The sequence below is a fragment of the Gardnerella sp. C0684A1 genome (assembly GCF_055326835.1).
Window position 1 is genome coordinate 59740 of the sequence record NZ_JBLTSX010000004.1, and the last position, 19990, is coordinate 79729.

Here is a 19990-nt window from a genome sequence, read left to right on the forward strand (position 1 = left end):
ATATAAAAATATTCTACTTTTCTAATCAATATAGGAATAATTTTTTGAAACTGTGAAGTTGTACAAAGTTTATTGCAAAAGATTGTGATATAAACGTAGCGAAACGCTACTTAAAACGCGTATAGTGAAAGTTGTGCCGAGTTTTTTAATATCTTGGCAATAACGGTTTCGTAAAAAGGAGCGCTTGCATGCAGGAGTATACTCGTCCTCTTGATGAAGTAATTGACTATGATGCCAATATTTTTTCGCTTCTCGATGAGCGTGCGAATCGCACTCCTCAAGATTCGCTTGTGGAGTATGTAAACGAGAAGGGTAATTGGGATTCCTACACTGCGCAAGAGTTTAGAGACCTTGTTATTTCTGTAGCAAAAGGCTTTATAGCTAGGGGAGTTATGCCAGGAGATAGTGTGTCTATTATTTCTCACACTTCTTGGCAATGGACTGTGCTCGACTTAGCAATTATGTCGATTGGTGCTTTAACAGTTCCTGTTTATGAAACTAATTCAGCAACCCAAATGAAAACTATTTTCTGCGACTCTAATGTTGGAACAGTGTTCGTAGAAACTCCAGATTTGCGCGCTACTGTAGATACAGTTAAAGATGAATGTCCAACATTGCGTGACGTTTATGTTATTACGCAAGGCGCTCTTGATGCTTTTATTGAATTTGGAAAGTCAGTAACAGATGCTGAATTCTATGAGAGAGAGCACGCAATTCACGGTGATGATTTAGCAACTATCGTCTACACTTCTGGGTCTACAGGAGAGCCTAAAGGTATTGAACTTTCCCACGGAAATTTTGTGTTTATAGCAAAATCTGGAATTATTTCCATGCCAGATATTGCTATGAGAGAAAACGCAAGATTACTTCTTTTCCTACCTCTTGCGCATGTTTTTGCTAGATTCATGCAGTTCTTCTGTTTTGCTGGTAATGTAACGCTTGGTTTGACAAGCAATTTGAAAACAATTCTTAGCGATTTTCAAACTTTTAAACCAACATTTATTCTTGCTGTTCCTCGTATTTTTGAGAAAATTTACAATGCTGCTTCCCAAAAAGCGGGTAAGGGTTTGAAAGGTTTTATTTTCGCTCGTTCTGTTAAGGTTGCGCGAGAATGGTCAAAAGCTCAGCAGTCTGGTGGCATGATTTCGCCAATGCTTGCTATTAGCCATGCTTTCTACAAGAAGCTTGTTTACAATTCTCTTATGCATGTTTTTGGCGGTTCTGTAGAATATGCTGTTTCTGGTGGTGCTCCTTTAGATTTGTCGATTGCGCACTTCTTTAATGGCGTAGGTTTGCCTCTTCTTGAAGGTTACGGCATGACTGAAACTTGCGCTCCGTCTATGGTGAATCCTACTAAAGGATACAAGATTGGCACAGTTGGTTTGCCTGTTCAAGGTGTTTCTGTTGCTATAGACGATGAGGGTGAGCTTTGTATTAAAAGCCCTGCTGTGTGTAAAGGCTACCATAATCATCCTGAGATTACTGAAAAGCAAATCGTAAACGGATGGCTGCATACTGGAGATTACGGTTCTCTTGATGATGACGGTTTTGTGCGCATTACTGGTCGTAAAAAAGATCTTATTATTACAGCAGGCGGTAAGAATCTTTCACCAAGCATACTCGAAGCTTCTATGATGACTTCTCCTGTAATATCTCAGTGCGTTATTATAGGAGATAGGAAGCCGTTTATTGCTGCAATTATTGCCTTAGACTTGCATGATGTTAACTCTTGGCTTATAGCTCAAGGTGCGCGTCCTGTGCGTTCGCTTGAAGAAGCTTCTAAGAATTCTATTGTTCGTGCGGAAGTTGAAAGGGCTGTTACTAAAGCCAATTCACTTGTGTCTAGAGCCGAATCTATTCGTAAATTTGAGATTGTTCCTGACGAATTTACTCAAGATAATGGTCTTATTACGCCTAGTATGAAGGCTCGTAGGCAAAATGTTGTTGAGCGGTATCATGATCTTATTGAGCATGTTATTTACGCTCCTAGAAAGCGCAAATAATTAAATAAATATTAATAAGTATTTGAAAGTAATTTAAGTAAGTTAATTAATTTAAGTAATTTAAACTTATAGTTAAAAATTAAGCTTCTTAACATTAAGCTAAATATTATGCTTAGCGTTAAGAAGCTTAAATTTATTTATTTAGTTTATTTATTTAGTTTAATTACTTTTTATAGACCAGCGTCTGCCATTGATATGAAACCAGGGTCTATAAGCAGAGCCTTCAAATTAGTTGCGCTAACTGCCATAATCGGCTCAACAATTGTAGGAATTTTCTTGCCCTTTGTAGTGTTCGAAGGAGTATCGATTGTTTTTATACTAGAGCTTAATTTGCGAGTTTTATTCAACGATGCGCAAGTAGTTGCAATATCTTTAGCAATTGATTGATAATCTTCTATAGTTGTCATCCACTGCTTTCCGTTTACAATATTTGGCATAGTTTCCTTATAAGCTCCGTAACCAGTCATAACAGGCCAGCGTTTTGCTTGTTCTGGATCATTCTGTTGATGCACACTACTTTTTTCGTCACTATTTTGTGACTTTTCAGAATTGTTTGCATCTTTTTTAGGAGCTGGAACTGGACGTTTTACTATATCTTTTTTACCAATAAAGTTGCCGATTACATCTGGAAGCGTTATTGAAGGATTAATATCTGCAGCGCTTCCCTGATATCCTAAGTTCTCCAAAGCTGAAGTAGCTTGCATTGCTACTTGATCGTTAAGAGTAATTAATCCATCAATATGCTTAGGTAAATTATTAGAGTTACGAGCGTGATTCTTAAGACGTTTTGTAAGCTCATCTTTTACTGCGTTAGGATTATCAGCGTCGAAAGCTACTTTAGCCCAATCTTCTTCTTCTGTTTGAGAATCTAAATATCCTGAAGGTGAAAGAAGAGTTCCAGAAGCAAAATAAGGTCTTAATACCTTCCAAATTCCTTTGAATGCTTCTTTTGCAAACTCATCGTTAAAATCATTATTAGACGAGTAATCGTCATCATCATAATCACTATTGCTTGTATCACTGTTTTTATTAGAAGAATTATTAGGCTTATGGCGATTATGGCAAGGGAGCAAAACTTCTATGTACTTAGGATCGTCTGAAGTTGCTCTATCTAAAGCAAGTTTTTGTACTAAAGTTTTTGCCTGAAGTTCACCAATTCTGCTAGCAGTAGATAAGTTAAAAATAACATCTGGGTCGAAACCATTAATTGATTTCGATAGCATAACAACATGCATTCCAGATTCGCGAGCTAGACGCAATGCTGAAGCAAAACGCGTTTCCGCAGTAGTTTCTTTAGAATTATTGTTATAAGAATTATCCTCTGCTTCCGGACGCGTTGCGAAGTCGCCGTAATCGTTGCTTCCTTTTTTATTAGTCCAAGGAGCCACGAGTAAAGTAGTGTGTGAAATTTTCTTTTTTATATCTTGTAAAGTTTTACTAGAGTTTTTACCCGACTGTTTCTTTTGAAGAGGAGCAATCTGGTTTACTACATAATCTTGTATTGCTTGACTTTGCTCCGAAAGACTTGAGGAAGATTTTTGAGTAATAGTATTATCTTGGAAACCCTTTGATTTTAAGGATTTTATTATTTCTGGAACTAGTATATTCCACGTACTTAATGGTGTTTTTCTAGTTAAATCAATACCGTCATCTGGAGTAAAAATAGCAACAGTTCCTATGCTCATTTGAGCTTTTGATGGTGAAGATGATTGAGATGTGCCTGAACATCCACTCATAAGTATCAGTATGCTACTTGCGGCTGCGCATGCAGTAAATAGTTTGTTTTTTGCACGCTTGCACAAACGAATCATAGTAGTGACCTCTCGTTTCGTGGTCTATCTGTTGCTTTTAGTATGTGTTCTACTCGTAACTATCTTTTAACATTGTATATAGTCGTGTGCTAAATACTTAAGTTACGTTTTTAATAAGCTAAATTTTAGTAATCTAAATTATTAAATTATCTTAGAAGACTTTCGCACATGTTACGGTATTCGCTCACATAACCTCCGCCAAAGAATACGCAATGTCCTGCAATAGGGTAGAGCTGCCATAAAGTTAGACGATCTTCAAAACCGGATTTTAGCGGGTGTACAGACTGATATCCGTCAATAATCTGGCTGTAGTAGCTTATACCAAATAGTTGAAGCATTGCTAAATCTTCTTCACGGTGTCCGCCGTGTGCTGCAGGATCAATTAGCACAGCTTCAGTGTGATCTCCGTCATCACTTTTAGTCCATAATACGTTTCCGCTCCATAAGTCTCCGTGAACTCGCGCAGGCTTATCTTCTGCGGCCTTTCCTAACAAATCAGGAAGTGCTGCAATAACGTGGTTTGTGAGAGCTAAATCGTTTTTAGTAAGTTCTCCACGAGCTATACCAAGTTCTACCATTGGGCGCAATCGTCCCTCTGAAAGGTAATCGATAACGTTATTCCATGTGCCTGTTGGCATTTCAACAGGGTCACTTAAAGGACCAAAATAGCATGTGCCATCGTAGTCAGCTGGAGCTTCTCCAAAATATTTCGCTCCATAATCGTGCATATGAGCGAGTGCTGCACCAAATTCAAAAGCTGCTAATGGTGTTGGTGAAGTTGTGCTAATTTTTTCAATATTTAAATAATCTTTACCCCAGTCGAAAACTTTTACTACTCTAGGCCCACCGTATTTTCTAGCTTCGCTCATCCATTGCAAGCCTTTTCCTTCACACTCGAAAAAACGGTTAGGTGCATATGATCTACTTTTTTTATACACGTTATTATCCATAGCAGCCTTCTTAGCGTAGTAGAATGTGCGTCTTATACGTGAAATATTTAATAAAATATTTCATGAATAAGCTAGATTACTTCTAATCTCACCATTTTACTGAAGTATTAGCACAATCAGATACGTTGTGTTTAAGCGTGTGACAGAATGTTTTTTACAAACTGATATCCAAAAAGTAATCCTGCTAAAAATAGTGCGGCACCTAAACCGGTGTAGAACACTGCAATAAAGCGTTCTGGAGCTACATTAGTTGCGCGTAAAGCGATTCCGCCAGTCATCATAAAAGCCATGATTATGAAAGATTTTATGTCAAAGAATTTAAGGAAGAACTGTTTTTCTTTACCGTAGCTGTTAATTCTTTTAGTATGTTTTTTAACAAGTTTGCCAAAAATAAAGAATTGGAATATGAGGAAAACTAGCAGAGACAAAGCGTAATTTACAGGCTGTAAGTATTTTTGGTATACAGACAAACCAATATTAAGAATATTAAAACCTGCAGCACCCCAAACTAAGAAAGCAATTAATAGTAGAGTATTTTTTGATACTTTCAATTCCTAACCTCTTCAATATTTATAGTTTTGCTGAATTTTATCTAATTTTCTAATCTTTTCTTACTAAAAAACTTTATTTCCTATTGTAGTGTTTTGTTTTTAAAAACAAGCGCAATAGTCCAATTTTGTGCACGTAATAGGAAAACTTACGTTAAAAGTGGATATTTACTTAATAAAATCTATATAAAACTTGTAAAAAGTGTTGCGTAATGACGATGTGAGACGCTATAGTCCTAGGGTATGAACGACAACGATCAACAGTATGCAACAGCTGACAATAAAGCTACTATTGCTGAGCCAGCTTTTCGTTATAATGCGCAGCTAGCGCAAGATATTGAGCAGCGCTGGCAAAAAACCTGGGACGAGCAGGGCACGTTCTGGGCTGCTAATGTTAAGGGCGATTTGAAGGATGGCGAAGGTAGGAATGCTGACGGTCGTCCTTCTTTCTTTGCAATGGATATGTTCCCTTATCCTTCTGGCAAGGGCTTGCACGTTGGACATCCTCTTGGATATTTGGCAACGGATGTTGTAAGCCGCTACCATCGCATGAAGGGCGAGAATGTTCTTCACGCAATGGGCTACGATGCTTTTGGACTTCCTGCAGAACAGTATGCTGTTCAAACTGGTCAGCATCCTCGTATAACTACTGAGGCAAATATTGCTAACATGCGCAGGCAGTTGCACCGCATGGGCTTGAGTTTTGATGATCGTAGATCTTTTGCGACGATTGATACGAATTATGTGCGTTGGACTCAATGGATTTTCTCAAAGCTTTATGATGCTTGGTACGACCCTGATTTTGTGAGAAAAGATGGCGGTAAAGGTTCTGCTCGACCAATTTGCGAGCTTGTTGATGAGTTTAAGAGTGCTAAGCGCGAAATTCCTGGTTTTGCTGGCAAAAAGTGGGAAGAACTTAATAAAGTAGAGCAGGCGGATGTATTAAACGACTTCCGAATTGCTTACATTTCTAAATCTCCTGTGAATTGGTGCCCAGGCTTGGGAACTGTGCTTGCAAATGAGGAAGTTACTGCAGAAGGTAAGTCTGAACGAGGAAACTTCCCAGTGTTCCAGCGCAATCTTCGTCAATGGTCAATGCGAATTACTGCTTACGCACACCGTTTGGTTGAAGATTTGAATACTATTGATTGGCCAGAAAAAGTTAAGCTTATGCAGCGAAACTGGATTGGCGAATCTCACGGCGCTTCCGTGCATTTTGAAGTGCCATGTGCAGATGGTGAAACACGCGATTTGGAAGTGTACACGACTCGTCCAGACACGCTTTTTGGTACTACTTTTGCGGTTGTTTCTGTGGATCATCCAATTCTTGAGCATGTTCCAGAAGCGTGGAGTGCTAACGTTCCAGAAAGCTGGAAGGGCGGTTACGCAAATCTTAAAGAAGGTTTAGCAGAGTACCAGGCTCAAGCTCGCGCGAAGACTGCAAAAGATCGCACGGAAGATGCTGGAGCAAAAACCGGCCTGTTTACGGGTCTTTACGCAATTAATCCTGTAACTGGAGCGAAACTTCCGCTGTTTACTGCTGACTACGTGCTTATGGGCTACGGTACGGGCGCAATTATGGCAGTTCCTGGCGGCGATCAGCGTGACTACGATTTCGCTAAAGCATTCGGTTTGCCAGTAATTTATACTGCTCAGCCACTTGCAGATTCTGAAGAAAAGTTGGCAGATTATGAGGGTAAAGCTCCATTCGTTTCTCACGACGGAGTTGTTATTAACTCTTCTGTAGAGCATACTCATAAGCTTGGCGATGCTTTATCTATTAACGGTTTGCGCGTGGATGAAGCTGTTAAAAAGATGACGACTTGGCTTGAAGCAGCAGGAGTAGGTAAAGGTAGGGTTTCTTACCGACTTCGCGACTGGCTGTTCTCTAGGCAGCGATACTGGGGTGAGCCTTTCCCAATCGTTTATGACGAGGATGGTGTTGCTCACTTAGTTCCAGATTCTGAGCTTCCAATTGCTTTGCCTGACGTTCCGGACTATCAGCCGAAAACTTACGCTCCGGACGACGCAAATTCTGAGCCAGAAGCTCCTTTGAGTCGAAACGATGATTGGGTAAAAGTTCAGCTCGATCTTGGCGACGGTGTAAAAACCTACTATCGTGACACCAACACTATGCCAAACTGGGCTGGTTCCTGCTGGTATTACATGCGTTACTTGGATCCAAACGATGCCGAGAATATGGTAGATACCGACGAATACGACTACTGGATGGGTACGAATCGTCCTGGTAAAGAACACGTTTCTGGAGGCGTTGACCTTTATGTCGGTGGCGTAGAGCATGCAGTTTTGCACTTGCTTTACTCGCGCTTCTGGCATAAGGCGCTTTACGATTTGGGTTATGTGGATTCTGCTGAGCCATTCCATCGCCTGTTTAACCAGGGCATGATTCAAGCTTATGCGTACACGGATGAGCGTGGACAGTACGTTCCGGCCGATGAGGTTGAGGAAGGTGCTGCAAACGGCTCCGGTGAGCCAACATTTACGTGGCACGGCGAAACCGTGAATCGTGAGTTTGGCAAAATGGGCAAGAGCTTAAAGAATATTGTGACACCAGACTACATGTACGAAAACTATGGTGCAGATACATTCCGCTTGTACGAAATGAGTATGGGCCCACTTTCTGAGTCTCGTCCGTGGAATACTCGCAATGTTGTTGGTGGCATGCGATTCTTGCAGCGCTTGTGGCGTAACGTTGTTAACGAGGAAACTGGCGCTTGTGTTGTAACAGACGACGCGTTAGATGAAAAGACGCTTAAGATTCTTAACAACACAATTGCAGAAGTGACTGTGGAAATGGAAGCAATGCGTCCAAACACTGCAATTGCTAAGCTGATTGTGTTGAATAATCACTTAACTTCTCTTCCTCATGTGCCTCGTGCAGCTGTTGAACCGCTTGTTCTTATGCTTTCTCCAATTGCGCCGCATATTTGCGAAGAAATGTGGAGCAAACTTGGGCATACTAAGTCTATTGCTCACGCCGATTGGCCTGTTGCGGATTCTCGCTACGTTGGTGCAGATACTGTTACGGCCGTTGTGCAAATTAAGGGCAAGGTTCGCGCAAAGCTTGAAGTTGACCCGAATATTGAGGCTAGCGAGCTTGAAAAGCTTGCGCTGGAAGCTGTAGCTGATCGCTTGGGCGGCAAGGCTCCTCGCAAGGTTATTGTAAAGGCTCCTAAGATCGTGTCAATTGTTCCTGACGAAAGCTGAACGATTTATAAGTTTTGCTAATAATCTGATACGGCTTTTATAAATATCAAATAGGCTGTATCCACAATTGAAAATTTATCTTGCAAAGCACCTGCTTTCTACGAATAGTAGAAGGTAGGTGCTTTTTGTTTGTAAACATGCGTAAGTGTGCATAAGTTCTAAGGGGGAAATTTTGGGAGAATTTAAGCAAAATTATGAAAAATTTACGAATAATAGATTTAGTAAAGTTGGTTTTGAAAATAAGAAAGCTGAGTCTCTTTCTCAACTATCTAGAGGAGTGCTTTCTATACGCAATCCGCAAACTAAAGCGTACTTTGGAGAAAATTCTGTTGATAATACGCAGACTAAAGCGTTTTTACCAAAGCATGCAATCGTAGAAAATAATGATAATTTGTATGCAAAAAAATCTCGTTTTAGTGTAAAACCAGCTCATATGCTTGCTATCATGCTTATTTTGATTACTGCGCTAAGCGCGAGTCTTACCATGCTTTTTAGTCAGGCAGTAACTTATAACAAAATAATTTATGCGCAAAATGATTCGAATAACTATAAAAGCAAGGGTTTTAGTAAATCTAATAAATTTTATGAAGAAAAGACTGAAGAAAAGACTGAAGATAGTGCAAAAACAGAGAGAAAAAAGAGTATAGAAAGCGAAAATAGCGCGGAAAATAGCAGTGTAGAAAATCAATCTGCAAAATCTTCTACAGAATCATCATTAGATGAGTCTGGGAGAGTAAATATAAACAGCGCAACTTTAGAAGAATTGCAAACGATTAAAGGTATAGGTCCGGCAATGGCAAAACGCATTATAAGTCAGAGAAATTCGGTTGGTAAATTTAGAAGAATTGAAGATCTGCTAAAAATTCGCGGAATAGGTTCTAAAATTTTGAAAAAAATTCGCAGTATGGCTTTTGTTGGCTAAAAAATTTCGTTAATAGCGTATTAGGGGGAGATATGCTAAATGAAGAAAATGGTAACAAGGATTTTCGTATGATTCCTGTTGCTTTAGCAATGTGGGTGGGTTGCTTGCTGGGAAAATATTTTGCAAAAAATCAGCAGAATTGCGTTTATTCAGTAGTTTTGTATATTTCATTATCTTTATTGCTGGTTTTTGTTTTTAGTGTTTTAGACGTAAAATTCTTCGAAGTTTTTAAGTTTATAAAACGGTATAATCTGCTTATAATACTAACTTCGTACGCTATGATTGCGGCTATTTTATTGGGTTTTGTACATCAAATTATGTTACAAAATGATCCTGTATTTCGTTACGCTAACAAAAATTCGAATAAGATTGCGTTAGTAGAAGCGAGTGTTGTAACTCCGATTCGTTCAGCTGCGCCATTTTTAGGTGATTGTAAGGCGAAAGTAGAAGTGCGATATTTAAAAAATGTAGGTAAAGATAACGCAATTGACAGTAGTCAGATTTTAAAAAGTGGTATTAGTGCGCAACTTTACGCGTATAAGCCTGTGTGCGATAAAATCTTGTATGGTTCTACAATTAAAGGATTAGCTCGCCTTAAAATTTCTCGTTTTAATAGAGATATTCCGGAAATAACTCTTTTAAAAACGGGTAGTAAGTTTAATATTTCTAAAAATGTAGATTTTGTTCATTATTTTGCAAACTATATGTGGAATGCGTTTTACAAAGTGACTCAAGAATTAGATGAGCAAGGTAGGATGCTTGTGCCTGGAATTACAGTTGGAATGTTAGGCCAAGAGTTTGTTCAAACTGATGCAGATTTTAATTCACAAGACGAATCTGAAAAATCTGAAAATGCTATTGATAAAACTTATGCAGAAATCACAAAACAGCATTTTCAGCACGTAGGAATTATGCATATTATGGCTGTTTCAGGAGGGCATTTTCTGCTACTAGCTTTAATTGTGCGTCGCGTTTGCGCGTATTTTCTTGTTCCTAGATTTTTTACTGCTTTTGTGCAACTTATTTCGCAATTACTTTTAGCTATTCTGGTTTATCCTTCTGCTTCTGTGCTTAGAGCAGCTTTTATGGGAGCAGTTTCGGCAGTAGCGTTCGCTGCGAAAAGACCGTATCAATCAGCAAGCGCACTTAGCTGGACTGTGATATTAGTTTTGCTTGTTAAACCAAATTATTCCTGGGATTATGCTTTTGCTTTTTCCTGTGCTGCAACTTTCGGAATTATTACAGTTGGCGCGAGAATAAGAAAAACTTTTGTTGTTTTTATGCCAGATTGGCTTGCTTCGATTCTGTCGATGACTTTTTCTGCGCAAATATTTACTTTGCCAATTCAAATGATGATTCAGCCTGAAGTTTCTCTTATGTCTGTTCCTGCAAATATTGTTGCTTCTCCTCTTATGGATATTGCTACTTTATGTGGGCTTATTTCTTTAGTTTTAGCGTGTTTTTCGGGAGGAATTTCGCTTATTTTTGCGCATTTTGCGGCATCTGCAACTTCGATTATAGAAAAGTGTGCTAGTTATTTAGATGATTCTTCCGTCGGCGTTTTTGCGTGGAGTAAGGGAGTAAGTGGAGCGTTTTTAATGATTATTACGGAACTCACTTTAGCAGTAATTTTTATTGTTATTATGCGTTTTCTTAGTAAATCTTATTTATTTAATAATATTCAGTATGCTAGTCGAATTATGGCAGGCTCTTTCAAACGAAAGTATAGTGAAGCGCTGGAAATATTTGATTATGATAAGAAGTAAATTTCGCATAAAAAGATACTATTAATATGAAGTCTTTAAAAAGTCTTTAAGAGTTGCAGCAAAATTAGTAAGGAGCAACATGGTTGCCAATAGCAGAAGCTCGGCAAAAGTAGCGTCCGTAACGCTAGTTGTTGGCGGTGACGCATACTTAAATGAGCTTAATTCTCGAGACGTGCGAGAAAAAATATTAAGTAGCTATCCTGAAGCTGATGTTGTTTATCTTGATGCTGCTAACAGCGATCAGTACGAATTTAATGAAGCAGTAGGTCCATCGCTTTTTTCGCAAGGAAATATCGTAGTAATTTCGGATTTGCAGAATTCTGAAGAAAGTTTTGTTGCTGCAGTAGAAAATTTTTGTAAAGAATCTTCTGGAAATGCTGGAAATGCTGGAAATTCTGATTTAGAAACGAACGCAAGTTGGGTAATCGCAAGGCATGAAGGCGGCGTAAAAGGAAAATCAATAATCACGCGCTTACAAAAAGCTGGAGCGCAGATTATTACGGTTCCTGATCTTAAAAAAGATGATGCGAAATTGAATTTCGTACTAAGCATGTTTGAAAGACGAAACCGCACAATAGAGCCTCAAGCAGCGCAAAAAATAGTTGCAGTATTAGGTGGCAAAACCGAAGAGCTAGCTGCATTGTGTTCGCAGCTTTGTTTCGATTATGATGACAGCACAATTACCCTTTCGTTAGTAGACCGCTATCTTCTTGCAGATCCGCAAGTAACTGGCTTTTTTGTAGCAGATAAGGCTGCAGTAGGAAATTACGGAGAAGCTCTTCTTGCTGCTAGAACGGCAGTATCTCAAGGAATTGATCATATAGCTTTAATTGGTGCTCTTGCAGCTAAAATAAGGCTTTTAGCTAAAGCAATTGCGGTTCGTGACGGAAGTATTTCACAGGCTGAATCTAAAGCAAATCCTTGGGCTATTAAAATGGCAATGCGCCAGCTTGCAGGGTGGAATAATGCTGGTATAGCCGAATGTATTAAATGTTTAGCTTGGGCAGATGAGCAGTGTAAAAGTGGAAAAAGTGACGCTGATTATGCACTTGAGTATGCTATTATGCTGGTTGCTTCTAGAGGACATAAGAAAGAATAAATTATGATAAGTGAGCAAAAATCGAGCGACATGACTTTGCGTAAAGTTATTGCCACTTGTGAGGATATGAAAGAGCTTGGTTGCGCTGTAGCAAAAGTTGTAAAAGAAGGAGATGTGATTTTACTTTCAGGTCCTCTTGGGGCTGGCAAAACCACGTTCGCTCAAGGTTTTGGCGCAGGTCTTTCAATTAGCGAGCCGATTGTGTCTCCAACTTTTACTATTGCGCGCGAATTGCGAGGTGCTTTTGCGGATGGCAAGCCGGCTACGCTAATTCACGTTGATGCTTACCGTTTGGGTGGTGAGAATTTTGCTCCAGGTCAAGATACTGTTTCGCGTTTGCTTGACGAGCTTGAATCTTTGGGACTTGACGAAGCTTTGGAAGAGACAGGAGATGGCACTGTTGTGCTTATGGAGTGGGGCGAGCAAATGGCTGGAGTGCTTGCGTCTGAGCGTTTGGAAGTTCATATTGAAAGGCCTGTTGACTCTTTGCAAGTAGATGATTTTACTAGCGACGGTGAGCGAATCGTAACTTTGAAAGCTGTTGGTAAGGATTGGCTTAATCGAATTGCAAAATTGTAATTAGAAATACGTGAGTAAATATCGCAAGTAAATATCGCAATAAATAAAGCAAGTTGTGGTAAGCGAGTAAGCTAGTTGGGTACGTGACTTTGAGGAATTAACATGAGTAATACGCTGATTATTGATACTTCATTTGGTTCTACTGTTGGAATTGTGGGTTATGAGCCGATTGTTGAAACAGATTCTCGCACTCACGTGGAGCGCTTGCAGGTAAATATTGCGAAAGTCGTGGAGTCTGCTGGTCTTAAGCCTTCTGATATTGATCGTGTGGTTGTGGGAGTAGGGCCTGCTCCTTTTACGGGACTTCGCGCGGGATTGGTTGCTGCGAAAGCAATCGCGTTCGCTAATAATGCTCAAATTTTGGGGTGCGATAGTCTTCTTCCTCAAAGTTTGATGATGCGTTCTGGTGCCTTTGAAGAAGCGCGCAAAAATGGCGTTATTTGCAAGGATTTATTGCTAAATATTCCGGATTCTGCTGATTCTTGCGATTCTACAGTTCATCATTATGTGCTTTCGTTAAACGATGCTCGTCGTCGCCAAGTGTACATGTCTTTGTACGATGATGAAGGAAATGCTGTAGTAAATATGGATATTGACTATCCGCAGAACGTAGTTGCGCGCGTGAACGAGTATTTAGCAAGTAAAAACGATGAAAATTATTGCGTAGATGTGCTCGGACACGGTGCTAAAAAGTACGTTGAAGATTGGCGAAATATTTCGCATATTGGCGTTATTGCTGAAGTTTGCGCACTTGACTTGGGTGTACAAGGCTTGCAAATTTTCGAGCAGTGCTCTTTGGAATGTGCAAATAAAGATGAGCATGTAAAAGCTGTTGAACCGCTGTATTTGCGCCGTCCTGACGTGTCTGTACCAAATCCGCTTAAGCATGTGCTTGGATCTGGCGAGGCAACTAGAGCTAAAGAAAAATAGAAGCGTTTTAACGATTTGAGTAATTATGATTGTTGATATAACGCGTTCTAAATTTCCGGCAGTAGACGAGAGCTGCAATATAGTGCAGAAATGCGATTTTACGTGCGATGAGTTAGCGCAAAAAATAGCGCCTATTGAAGCCGACTTATTTGGTAAAGGCTCATGGAATAAGAGCATGATTTCGCAGGAATTGCAAGCTCCTATGCGCGCGTATTATGCAGAAATTGACGAAAATACGCATACGTTATGTGGGTATGCCGGATACTGGTTTGACGGCGACGATGCACAAATAATGACAATCGGCGTTGCAAAACAATATCAACGAAAAGGCATAGCCTCTAAGCTTTTATCAACCATGATTAAAACCGCAAAACAGATTGGTGCTAAACGCATGCTGTTAGAAGTGCGAGTCGATAATGTTCCTGCGCTCGCTCTGTATGAACGTTTTGGTTTTACGAAAATGGGTTTGCGAAAACGTTACTATCAGCCAGAAGGCGTGGATGCGTACACGATGTGCGCTGATCTAATCGAAAAAAATAACGCAAACGAGGAATAACGAGAAATAACGAGGAATAGCAATGAGCGAAGCAATCGTATTGGGAATTGAATCAACTTGTGACGAAACTGCCGCAGCAATTGTGCGCGGACGTACGCTGGTGTCAAATGTGGTGGCATCTTCAATGCAAGAGCATGCGCGTTACGGTGGCGTAATTCCAGAAATTGCTTCTCGTGCGCACGCTGAAGCTTTTGTGCCGGTTGTTTCTAAAGCTTTAGCAGATGCAAATATGGATTTAAGCGATATTGACGCGATTGCAGTAAGCGCAGGTCCTGGTCTTGCAGGCTGCTTAGCTGTGGGAGTTTCGGGAGCTAAAGCGCTGGCTTGGGCTGCAAATAAGCCAATTTATGGTATTAATCACGTAATTGGGCATATTGCAGTAACGCAATTGCAATTCGGCGACGTGCCGGAAGATGTGCTTGCTTTAATTGTTTCCGGCGGTCACACTTCGCTACTTCACGTAAACGATATTGCAAGAAGTATTGACGTTGTTGGCACAACTTTGGACGATGCTGCAGGCGAGTGCTTCGACAAGGTTGCGCGCTTGCTTGGATTCCCATACCCTGGTGGTCCTCATATTGATAGGCATGGCAGGCTTGGTAACCCGGATACTTTGAAAGTTCCGCAAGGTTTGACGCAAGGTCGTTCCGGCAAAGAGCATCCTTACGATTTCAGCTTCTCGGGTGTAAAAACTGCTGTTGCGCGCTGGGTGGAGGCACGTGAGGCTCAGGGTCTTGAAATTCCAGTCGACGACGTGTGTGCTTCTTTGGCTAATTCTGTGGCGGAAGTGCTTTCACGCAAAGCTATGATGGGTTGCGAGCAGTACGGTTCTAAAACATTGATGATTGGCGGCGGATTCTCTGCTAACTCGCAGCTTCGTGAACATTTGTTGGCTTGCGGCAAGGAGCATGGAATTGAAGTACGTTTGCCGGAGCTTAAGCTTTGCACAGATAACGGCGCTATGGTTGCAATGCTAGGCGTGAATTTGGTGGAAGCTGGGGTTCGTCCTTCTGCTCCAGATTTTGCAATAGATTCTGCTATGCCGCTTACGACGGTAAGTTTATAATAGTAGAAATAATAAAATTTGCGCTAAAAAGTAGTGATAAAAGAGTAGCTATAAAAAGTTTTTCGAAAAATAAGTGAGGTGTTTTGTGCAGTCAGTTAATTCGCGTAGTGGAATGTTGCGAGTAGGTGAGAAGATTCAGTTCACTGATCGTAAAGGTAAGCGAATTACTGCACAACTTGTTGTGGGCGGTGTTACGCAAACTGAGCACGGTCTTATACGTCACGACGATGTGATTGGCCAAAGTGAAGGCATTGTAATTACTACTGTTAGTGCGAAGCGCGAAACGCAACAAGCTATCTCGGATCCTTCTAAATCTTCCAATAAGCCTTGGAAGGCAGCACGCGCTATTGGTGGCTGGGATTATGTAGTTATGCGACCTCGCATGGTTGACTACGTGCTTTCTATGCCTAGAGGTGCGCAAATTATGTATCCGAAAGATATTGCGCAAGTAATTTCTCTTGGCGATATTCGTTCCGGTATGCGCGTTTTAGAGTCAGGTGCTGGCTCTGGAGCTATGAGCTTAAGTCTTTTAGATGCAGTTGGGGAGAGTGGAAATCTTACTACGATTGAGCTTCGCCCGGATTTTGCGCGCATTGCTGAATCTAACGCAACTTTGTACTACGGTAAGCGCCCAGAATGGTGGAATCTGCTTACTGGCGATTTTGATTCCGTTGCAAAAACCCTAGAAGCTCATAGTGTTGATCGCATTATGCTAGACATGCTTGACCCTTGGAATCGTCTTGAACAAGCGCATCGCGTTATTGTGCCGGGAGGCGTGCTTGTTGCGTACGTGACGACTACTACGCAAATGTCTAGAATGGCTGAAGCTTTGAGAGAAAGCGGCATGTGGACAGAGCCGGAAATTCAAGAAACCTTGGAGCGCACTTGGAAAGCGCAAGGTTTAGCGGTTCGCCCAGATCACGCGATGATTGGTCACACTGGATTTTTGATTGTTTCGCGCGCAATGGCAGAAGGTTTTAGCGCTTTGAAGAAGCGTGAGCATGGAACTAAAGATACTGTTAGCGATATTGACGATATGACAGAAGAAGAGCGCGCTGAACAGTTGGAAGACTTGTCTTTGCGCGATATTTCGGATCGTAAACTTCGTAAAGTATTGCGCGATTTAGACGTGCAGCTTGCGCAATTGCCGCAAAGTTCGCAGCTGCAAGAGTCGCAATCGCAAGAGTCGCAATCTGCGCAACAATCAGCGCAACAATCAGCGCAACAATCAGCGCATAATCAAGCTAAGTAGGAGAGCATTATGGCATCACCAATGAAAAAGCTTATGAAGAAAGCACATCATAGTAAGTACGTTTTGTTGCTGATGCGTCATGCGAAGGCTGAAGCTCCTGAAATGGGCGACGACTGGGGTCGTGGCCTTACCGATAAGGGCTTAAAGCAGGCGAAAATTATGGCAAAAGGCTTGGAATCTTTAAAACTTGTGCCAGATTATATTGTGTGTTCTAGCGCGAATCGCACTGAGCAAACTTTGAAGCGTATGCTTAAGCGTTTCGGTGATACTCCTGTGGTTGAGTCTCGCAAAAGTCTTTACGACGGCGGAATGCAGTCTGTTATGGACGAGTTGCATGATATTCGAAACGATGTTCATACGACGATGATTGTGGGTCATGAGCCAACGATGTCTATGGCTGCGCAGTGGCTTTCTTCACCTGATTCAGACCCTGATGTGCTTGGAACAATGCGCTTAGGACTTTCTAACGCCTCTGTTGTGGTTCTTGTGTCGGATCGCCCATTTTCCACTTGCGGCTTGCGTGGCGCAACAGCGCTCGCAGTACTCACTCCCAAATCCTTTGAGTAGTGTTTACATATGTACTCATATTTTGAGTGAGTGTGAGCAATGTGAATTGCTTGGTCGAGTAATATAAAAGCGGAGCGATAGTAATAATCTTGCTGATGAATACTATTTTTGAAAGAAAGTAACTAAAAACTAAACTTAACTATGCAACCGCTAAGTCCAAGTAAGGTATAAGAGCGTAGCGCTGCGAGACAAGCAATTCCCATTGCTCACACCTGATTATCCGTCATACAACACACTTCGTCCAATAGAAGGAACACACGCAATTGAGCATATAAATTTAATTTATAACGACACCCAAAGTTCGTGAATGACCATTTTAAGCGAATTTTTGCTAAGCTAAAGCGAGTCACGAAGAATATTTTGGAGGATCGTATGTCTGTTTTAACTTCCGTATCTGGTTTCCCTCGTATTGGTGCTAATCGCGAGTTGAAAAAAATTATTGAACGCTACTGGAAGTCTGACGCAATCCTTGACGATGTTCGCGAAGAAGCGAAAGTTTTGAGAGCAAGGCATTGGCGTTTGCAAGCAGAAAACGGTATAGATCTTATACCTAGCAATGATTTCAGCTACTACGATCAGATGTTAGATACTGCGATACTTCTTGGTGCTGTTCCTGAGCGTTATACTGCTCTTAATTTTGAAAATAAAGAAGATACTCTTTTTGCATTAGCTCGCGGCTACCAGGGCGAACGCGGTGATGTTACAGCATTACCAATGAAGAAGTGGTTTACAACAAACTATCATTACATTGTGCCGGAAGTTGAGAATGCACAAAACTTGCATTTGGCTGGCACTAAGCCTTTTGATGAGTTTTTGGAGGCTCGTGCTCAAGGTTTGGAAACAAAACCTGTGCTCATTGGCCCATACACTTTTTTGAAGCTTGCTAGAACCCCAGAAGCGCAAGAGTTGAAAGTAACAGAGTCTGTGATTTCGGCGTTAAGTAACGCTTACGCGAATATTGTGAAGCGTTTCGGTGAGCTTAATGCGTCATGGATTCAGTTTGATGAACCGTATTTGACTTTAGATAAAGAAGATGGCGATTTAGAGCTTTTCGAGTCTCTTTATAAGCCGGCTCTTGAAGCGCGTTCCGATGAAGTTAAAATTTTGCTCAATACTTACTTTGGTCATATTGCTGATGCTTACGAAACAGTAAATAATCTCGGTTTTGATGGTATTGGCGTTGATTTGGTTGAAGGTAAGGAAGAAAATCTTGCCGCTATTGAGCGTTACGGCGTAAACGAAAAAACTACGCTTTTTGCAGGCGTTGTAAATGGTCGTAACATTTGGCGTAATGATTATGCTGTAAGTCTTGGTTTAGTTGATGCGATTCGTGAGAAGGTTACGAGTCGTGTGGCTGTTTCTACTGCTTGCTCACTTCTTCATGTGCCTTTTAGTACAGTTGGTGAGGACGCTTTGGGTGCGGAAGTATTGCAACATTTTGCTTTTGCTGCGGAAAAATTGCAGGAAATTCAAGATATTGCAAAACTTGCAGAATCTAGTGAAGAAGAGCGCAAAAACAGTGCTGTACTTGCTAAGAATCAGGCTTTATTTGATGGTTCTCGAGTGCAAACAGACGCGGATGTGGCAAATCGTTTAGCTAATCTTAAAGAATCTGATTTTGTAAGAGAGCCTGCACGAGCGGAGCGTCAACGTTTGCAGAAAGAAGCGCTTGGTTTGCCGGATCTGCCAACAACAACTATCGGCTCTTTCCCGCAAACTAAAGATATTCGTAACACTAGAGCCGCTCTTCGAAAAGGCGAGATTACGCGCGAAGCTTATGACGAGTTTATGCGAGAGCGTATTGCTCAGTGCATTGAACATCAGGAACAAGTTGGTTTGGATGTGCTTGTTCACGGCGAGTTTGAGCGCAACGACATGGTTGAATATTTCGGCCAGCATTTGCGTGGCTTTAAGTTTACGAAGAACGCTTGGGTGCAGTCTTACGGTACTCGCTGCGTGAAGCCTCCAATCGTGTGGTCGGATGTGTCTCGCGAGTCTGCGATTACTGTTGAATGGAGTGCTTATGCTCAAAGCTGCACTAAGCATGTTGTTAAGGGCATGCTTACAGGCCCGGTGACGATTCTTAACTGGTCTTGGCCTCGCGAGGATATTACTCACGAGCAGCAGACTCAGCAGTTGGCTCTTGCTATTCGCGATGAAGTGTTGGATTTGGAGCGCGCTGGTATTCGTGTGATTCAGATTGATGAGGCTGCTTTGCGCGAGAAGTTGCCGCTTCGTCGCTCTGATTGGCATAAGAAGTATTTGGATTGGGCTATTCCAGCTTTTCGCTTAGTACATTCTGCTGTGGCTGCTACTACGCAGATTCACACGCATATGTGCTATTCGGAGTTTAATGACATTATTCGCGATATTGACGCTATGGATGCGGACGTGATTTCTTTCGAAGCCTCTCGTGGAGATTTGGTTGTGCTCGACGCTATTCATGACGCGCATTTTGAGACGGAAGCTGGCCCTGGAGTTTACGACATTCATTCTCCGCGCGTGCCTGGCGAGGCTGAGCTTGTTGAGCGTATTCACGAGATTTTGCGTAAGATGCCTGCCGAGAAGCTGTGGATTAACCCGGATTGCGGTCTTAAAACTCGAGGCGACGCAGAAACTTGGCCGAGCTTGGAAAATCTGGTTGCTGCTGCTAAAGAAGTGCGTGCACAATTGCAAGCTAACAAGCTAAGCAATCAGCCGAGCAAGGGGTGAG

Annotated in this window: 15 protein-coding genes; 12 read left to right on the top strand and 3 right to left on the bottom strand. The window is 41.4% G+C overall.

Annotated features, from left to right (window positions below; genetic code table 11):
- Nucleotides 1–188: 188 nt before the first annotated feature.
- Nucleotides 189–2003, top strand: coding sequence for an AMP-dependent synthetase/ligase (locus ACNEUN_RS04700; protein WP_463631169.1), 1815 nt, complete (start codon nucleotides 189–191; stop codon nucleotides 2001–2003).
- Between the two features lie 170 nt (nucleotides 2004–2173).
- On the opposite strand, the gene ACNEUN_RS04705 is transcribed toward ACNEUN_RS04700, so the two are convergent.
- The 3 genes from ACNEUN_RS04705 to ACNEUN_RS04715 all read right to left on the bottom strand — a co-directional run bounded on the left by ACNEUN_RS04705 (nucleotide 2174) and on the right by ACNEUN_RS04715 (nucleotide 5315).
- Nucleotides 2174–3814 carry a type 1 periplasmic-binding domain-containing protein gene (locus tag ACNEUN_RS04705; RefSeq protein ID WP_463631170.1) on the bottom strand — a complete coding sequence of 547 codons (1641 nt, stop codon included), beginning with the start codon at nucleotides 3812–3814 and terminating at the stop codon, nucleotides 2174–2176.
- Nucleotides 3815–3960: 146 nt separating this feature from the next.
- A complete protein-coding gene (locus ACNEUN_RS04710) occupies nucleotides 3961–4764 on the bottom strand; it encodes a fructosamine kinase family protein (RefSeq protein WP_463631172.1) in 804 nt (267 codons plus the stop codon).
- Nucleotides 4765–4895: 131 nt separating this feature from the next.
- Nucleotides 4896–5315: a hypothetical protein gene (locus ACNEUN_RS04715; protein WP_427877202.1), complete on the bottom strand. Its 420-nt coding sequence runs from the start codon at nucleotides 5313–5315 to the stop codon at nucleotides 4896–4898.
- A gap of 240 nt (nucleotides 5316–5555) precedes the next feature.
- Here ACNEUN_RS04715 and leuS point away from each other — a divergent pair, with 240 nt between their 5' ends.
- The 11 genes from leuS to metE all read left to right on the top strand — a co-directional run bounded on the left by leuS (nucleotide 5556) and on the right by metE (nucleotide 19989).
- Nucleotides 5556–8540, top strand: a complete 2985-nt coding sequence (leuS, locus tag ACNEUN_RS04720; protein WP_463631174.1) for a leucine--tRNA ligase — start codon at nucleotides 5556–5558, stop codon at nucleotides 8538–8540.
- Nucleotides 8541–8712: 172 nt separating this feature from the next.
- Nucleotides 8713–9462, top strand: a complete 750-nt coding sequence (locus ACNEUN_RS04725) for a ComEA family DNA-binding protein (protein ID WP_463631176.1) — start codon at nucleotides 8713–8715, stop codon at nucleotides 9460–9462.
- Nucleotides 9463–9494: 32 nt separating this feature from the next.
- The gene (locus ACNEUN_RS04730; RefSeq protein ID WP_463631177.1) at nucleotides 9495–11228 is read left to right on the top strand and encodes a ComEC/Rec2 family competence protein; all 1734 of its coding nucleotides are present in this window, start codon (nucleotides 9495–9497) and stop codon (nucleotides 11226–11228) included.
- Nucleotides 11229–11307: 79 nt separating this feature from the next.
- Nucleotides 11308–12327, top strand: a complete 1020-nt coding sequence (gene holA / locus ACNEUN_RS04735) for a DNA polymerase III subunit delta (RefSeq protein ID WP_463631179.1) — start codon at nucleotides 11308–11310, stop codon at nucleotides 12325–12327.
- Nucleotides 12328–12357: 30 nt separating this feature from the next.
- Nucleotides 12358–12906: a tRNA (adenosine(37)-N6)-threonylcarbamoyltransferase complex ATPase subunit type 1 TsaE gene (gene tsaE / locus ACNEUN_RS04740; RefSeq protein WP_463631285.1), complete on the top strand. Its 549-nt coding sequence runs from the start codon at nucleotides 12358–12360 to the stop codon at nucleotides 12904–12906.
- 102 nt (nucleotides 12907–13008) lie between these two features.
- Nucleotides 13009–13836: a tRNA (adenosine(37)-N6)-threonylcarbamoyltransferase complex dimerization subunit type 1 TsaB gene (tsaB, locus tag ACNEUN_RS04745; protein ID WP_463631181.1), complete on the top strand. Its 828-nt coding sequence runs from the start codon at nucleotides 13009–13011 to the stop codon at nucleotides 13834–13836.
- Nucleotides 13837–13861: 25 nt separating this feature from the next.
- Entirely contained in the window at nucleotides 13862–14392 is a 531-nt protein-coding gene (rimI, locus tag ACNEUN_RS04750) for a ribosomal protein S18-alanine N-acetyltransferase (RefSeq protein ID WP_427877191.1), read from the top strand.
- A 22-nt stretch (nucleotides 14393–14414) separates the two neighbouring features.
- Entirely contained in the window at nucleotides 14415–15458 is a 1044-nt protein-coding gene (gene tsaD, locus ACNEUN_RS04755) for a tRNA (adenosine(37)-N6)-threonylcarbamoyltransferase complex transferase subunit TsaD (protein WP_427877189.1), read from the top strand.
- A gap of 112 nt (nucleotides 15459–15570) precedes the next feature.
- A complete protein-coding gene (locus tag ACNEUN_RS04760; protein WP_463631287.1) occupies nucleotides 15571–16710 on the top strand; it encodes a tRNA (adenine-N1)-methyltransferase in 1140 nt (379 codons plus the stop codon).
- 9 nt (nucleotides 16711–16719) lie between these two features.
- Nucleotides 16720–17277, top strand: a complete 558-nt coding sequence (locus tag ACNEUN_RS04765; RefSeq protein WP_463631184.1) for a SixA phosphatase family protein — start codon at nucleotides 16720–16722, stop codon at nucleotides 17275–17277.
- Nucleotides 17278–17649: 372 nt separating this feature from the next.
- Complete coding sequence (gene metE / locus ACNEUN_RS04770) at nucleotides 17650–19989, top strand: 5-methyltetrahydropteroyltriglutamate--homocysteine S-methyltransferase (protein ID WP_463631185.1); 2340 nt, start codon at nucleotides 17650–17652, stop codon at nucleotides 19987–19989.
- Nucleotide 19990 lies beyond the last annotated feature (1 nt).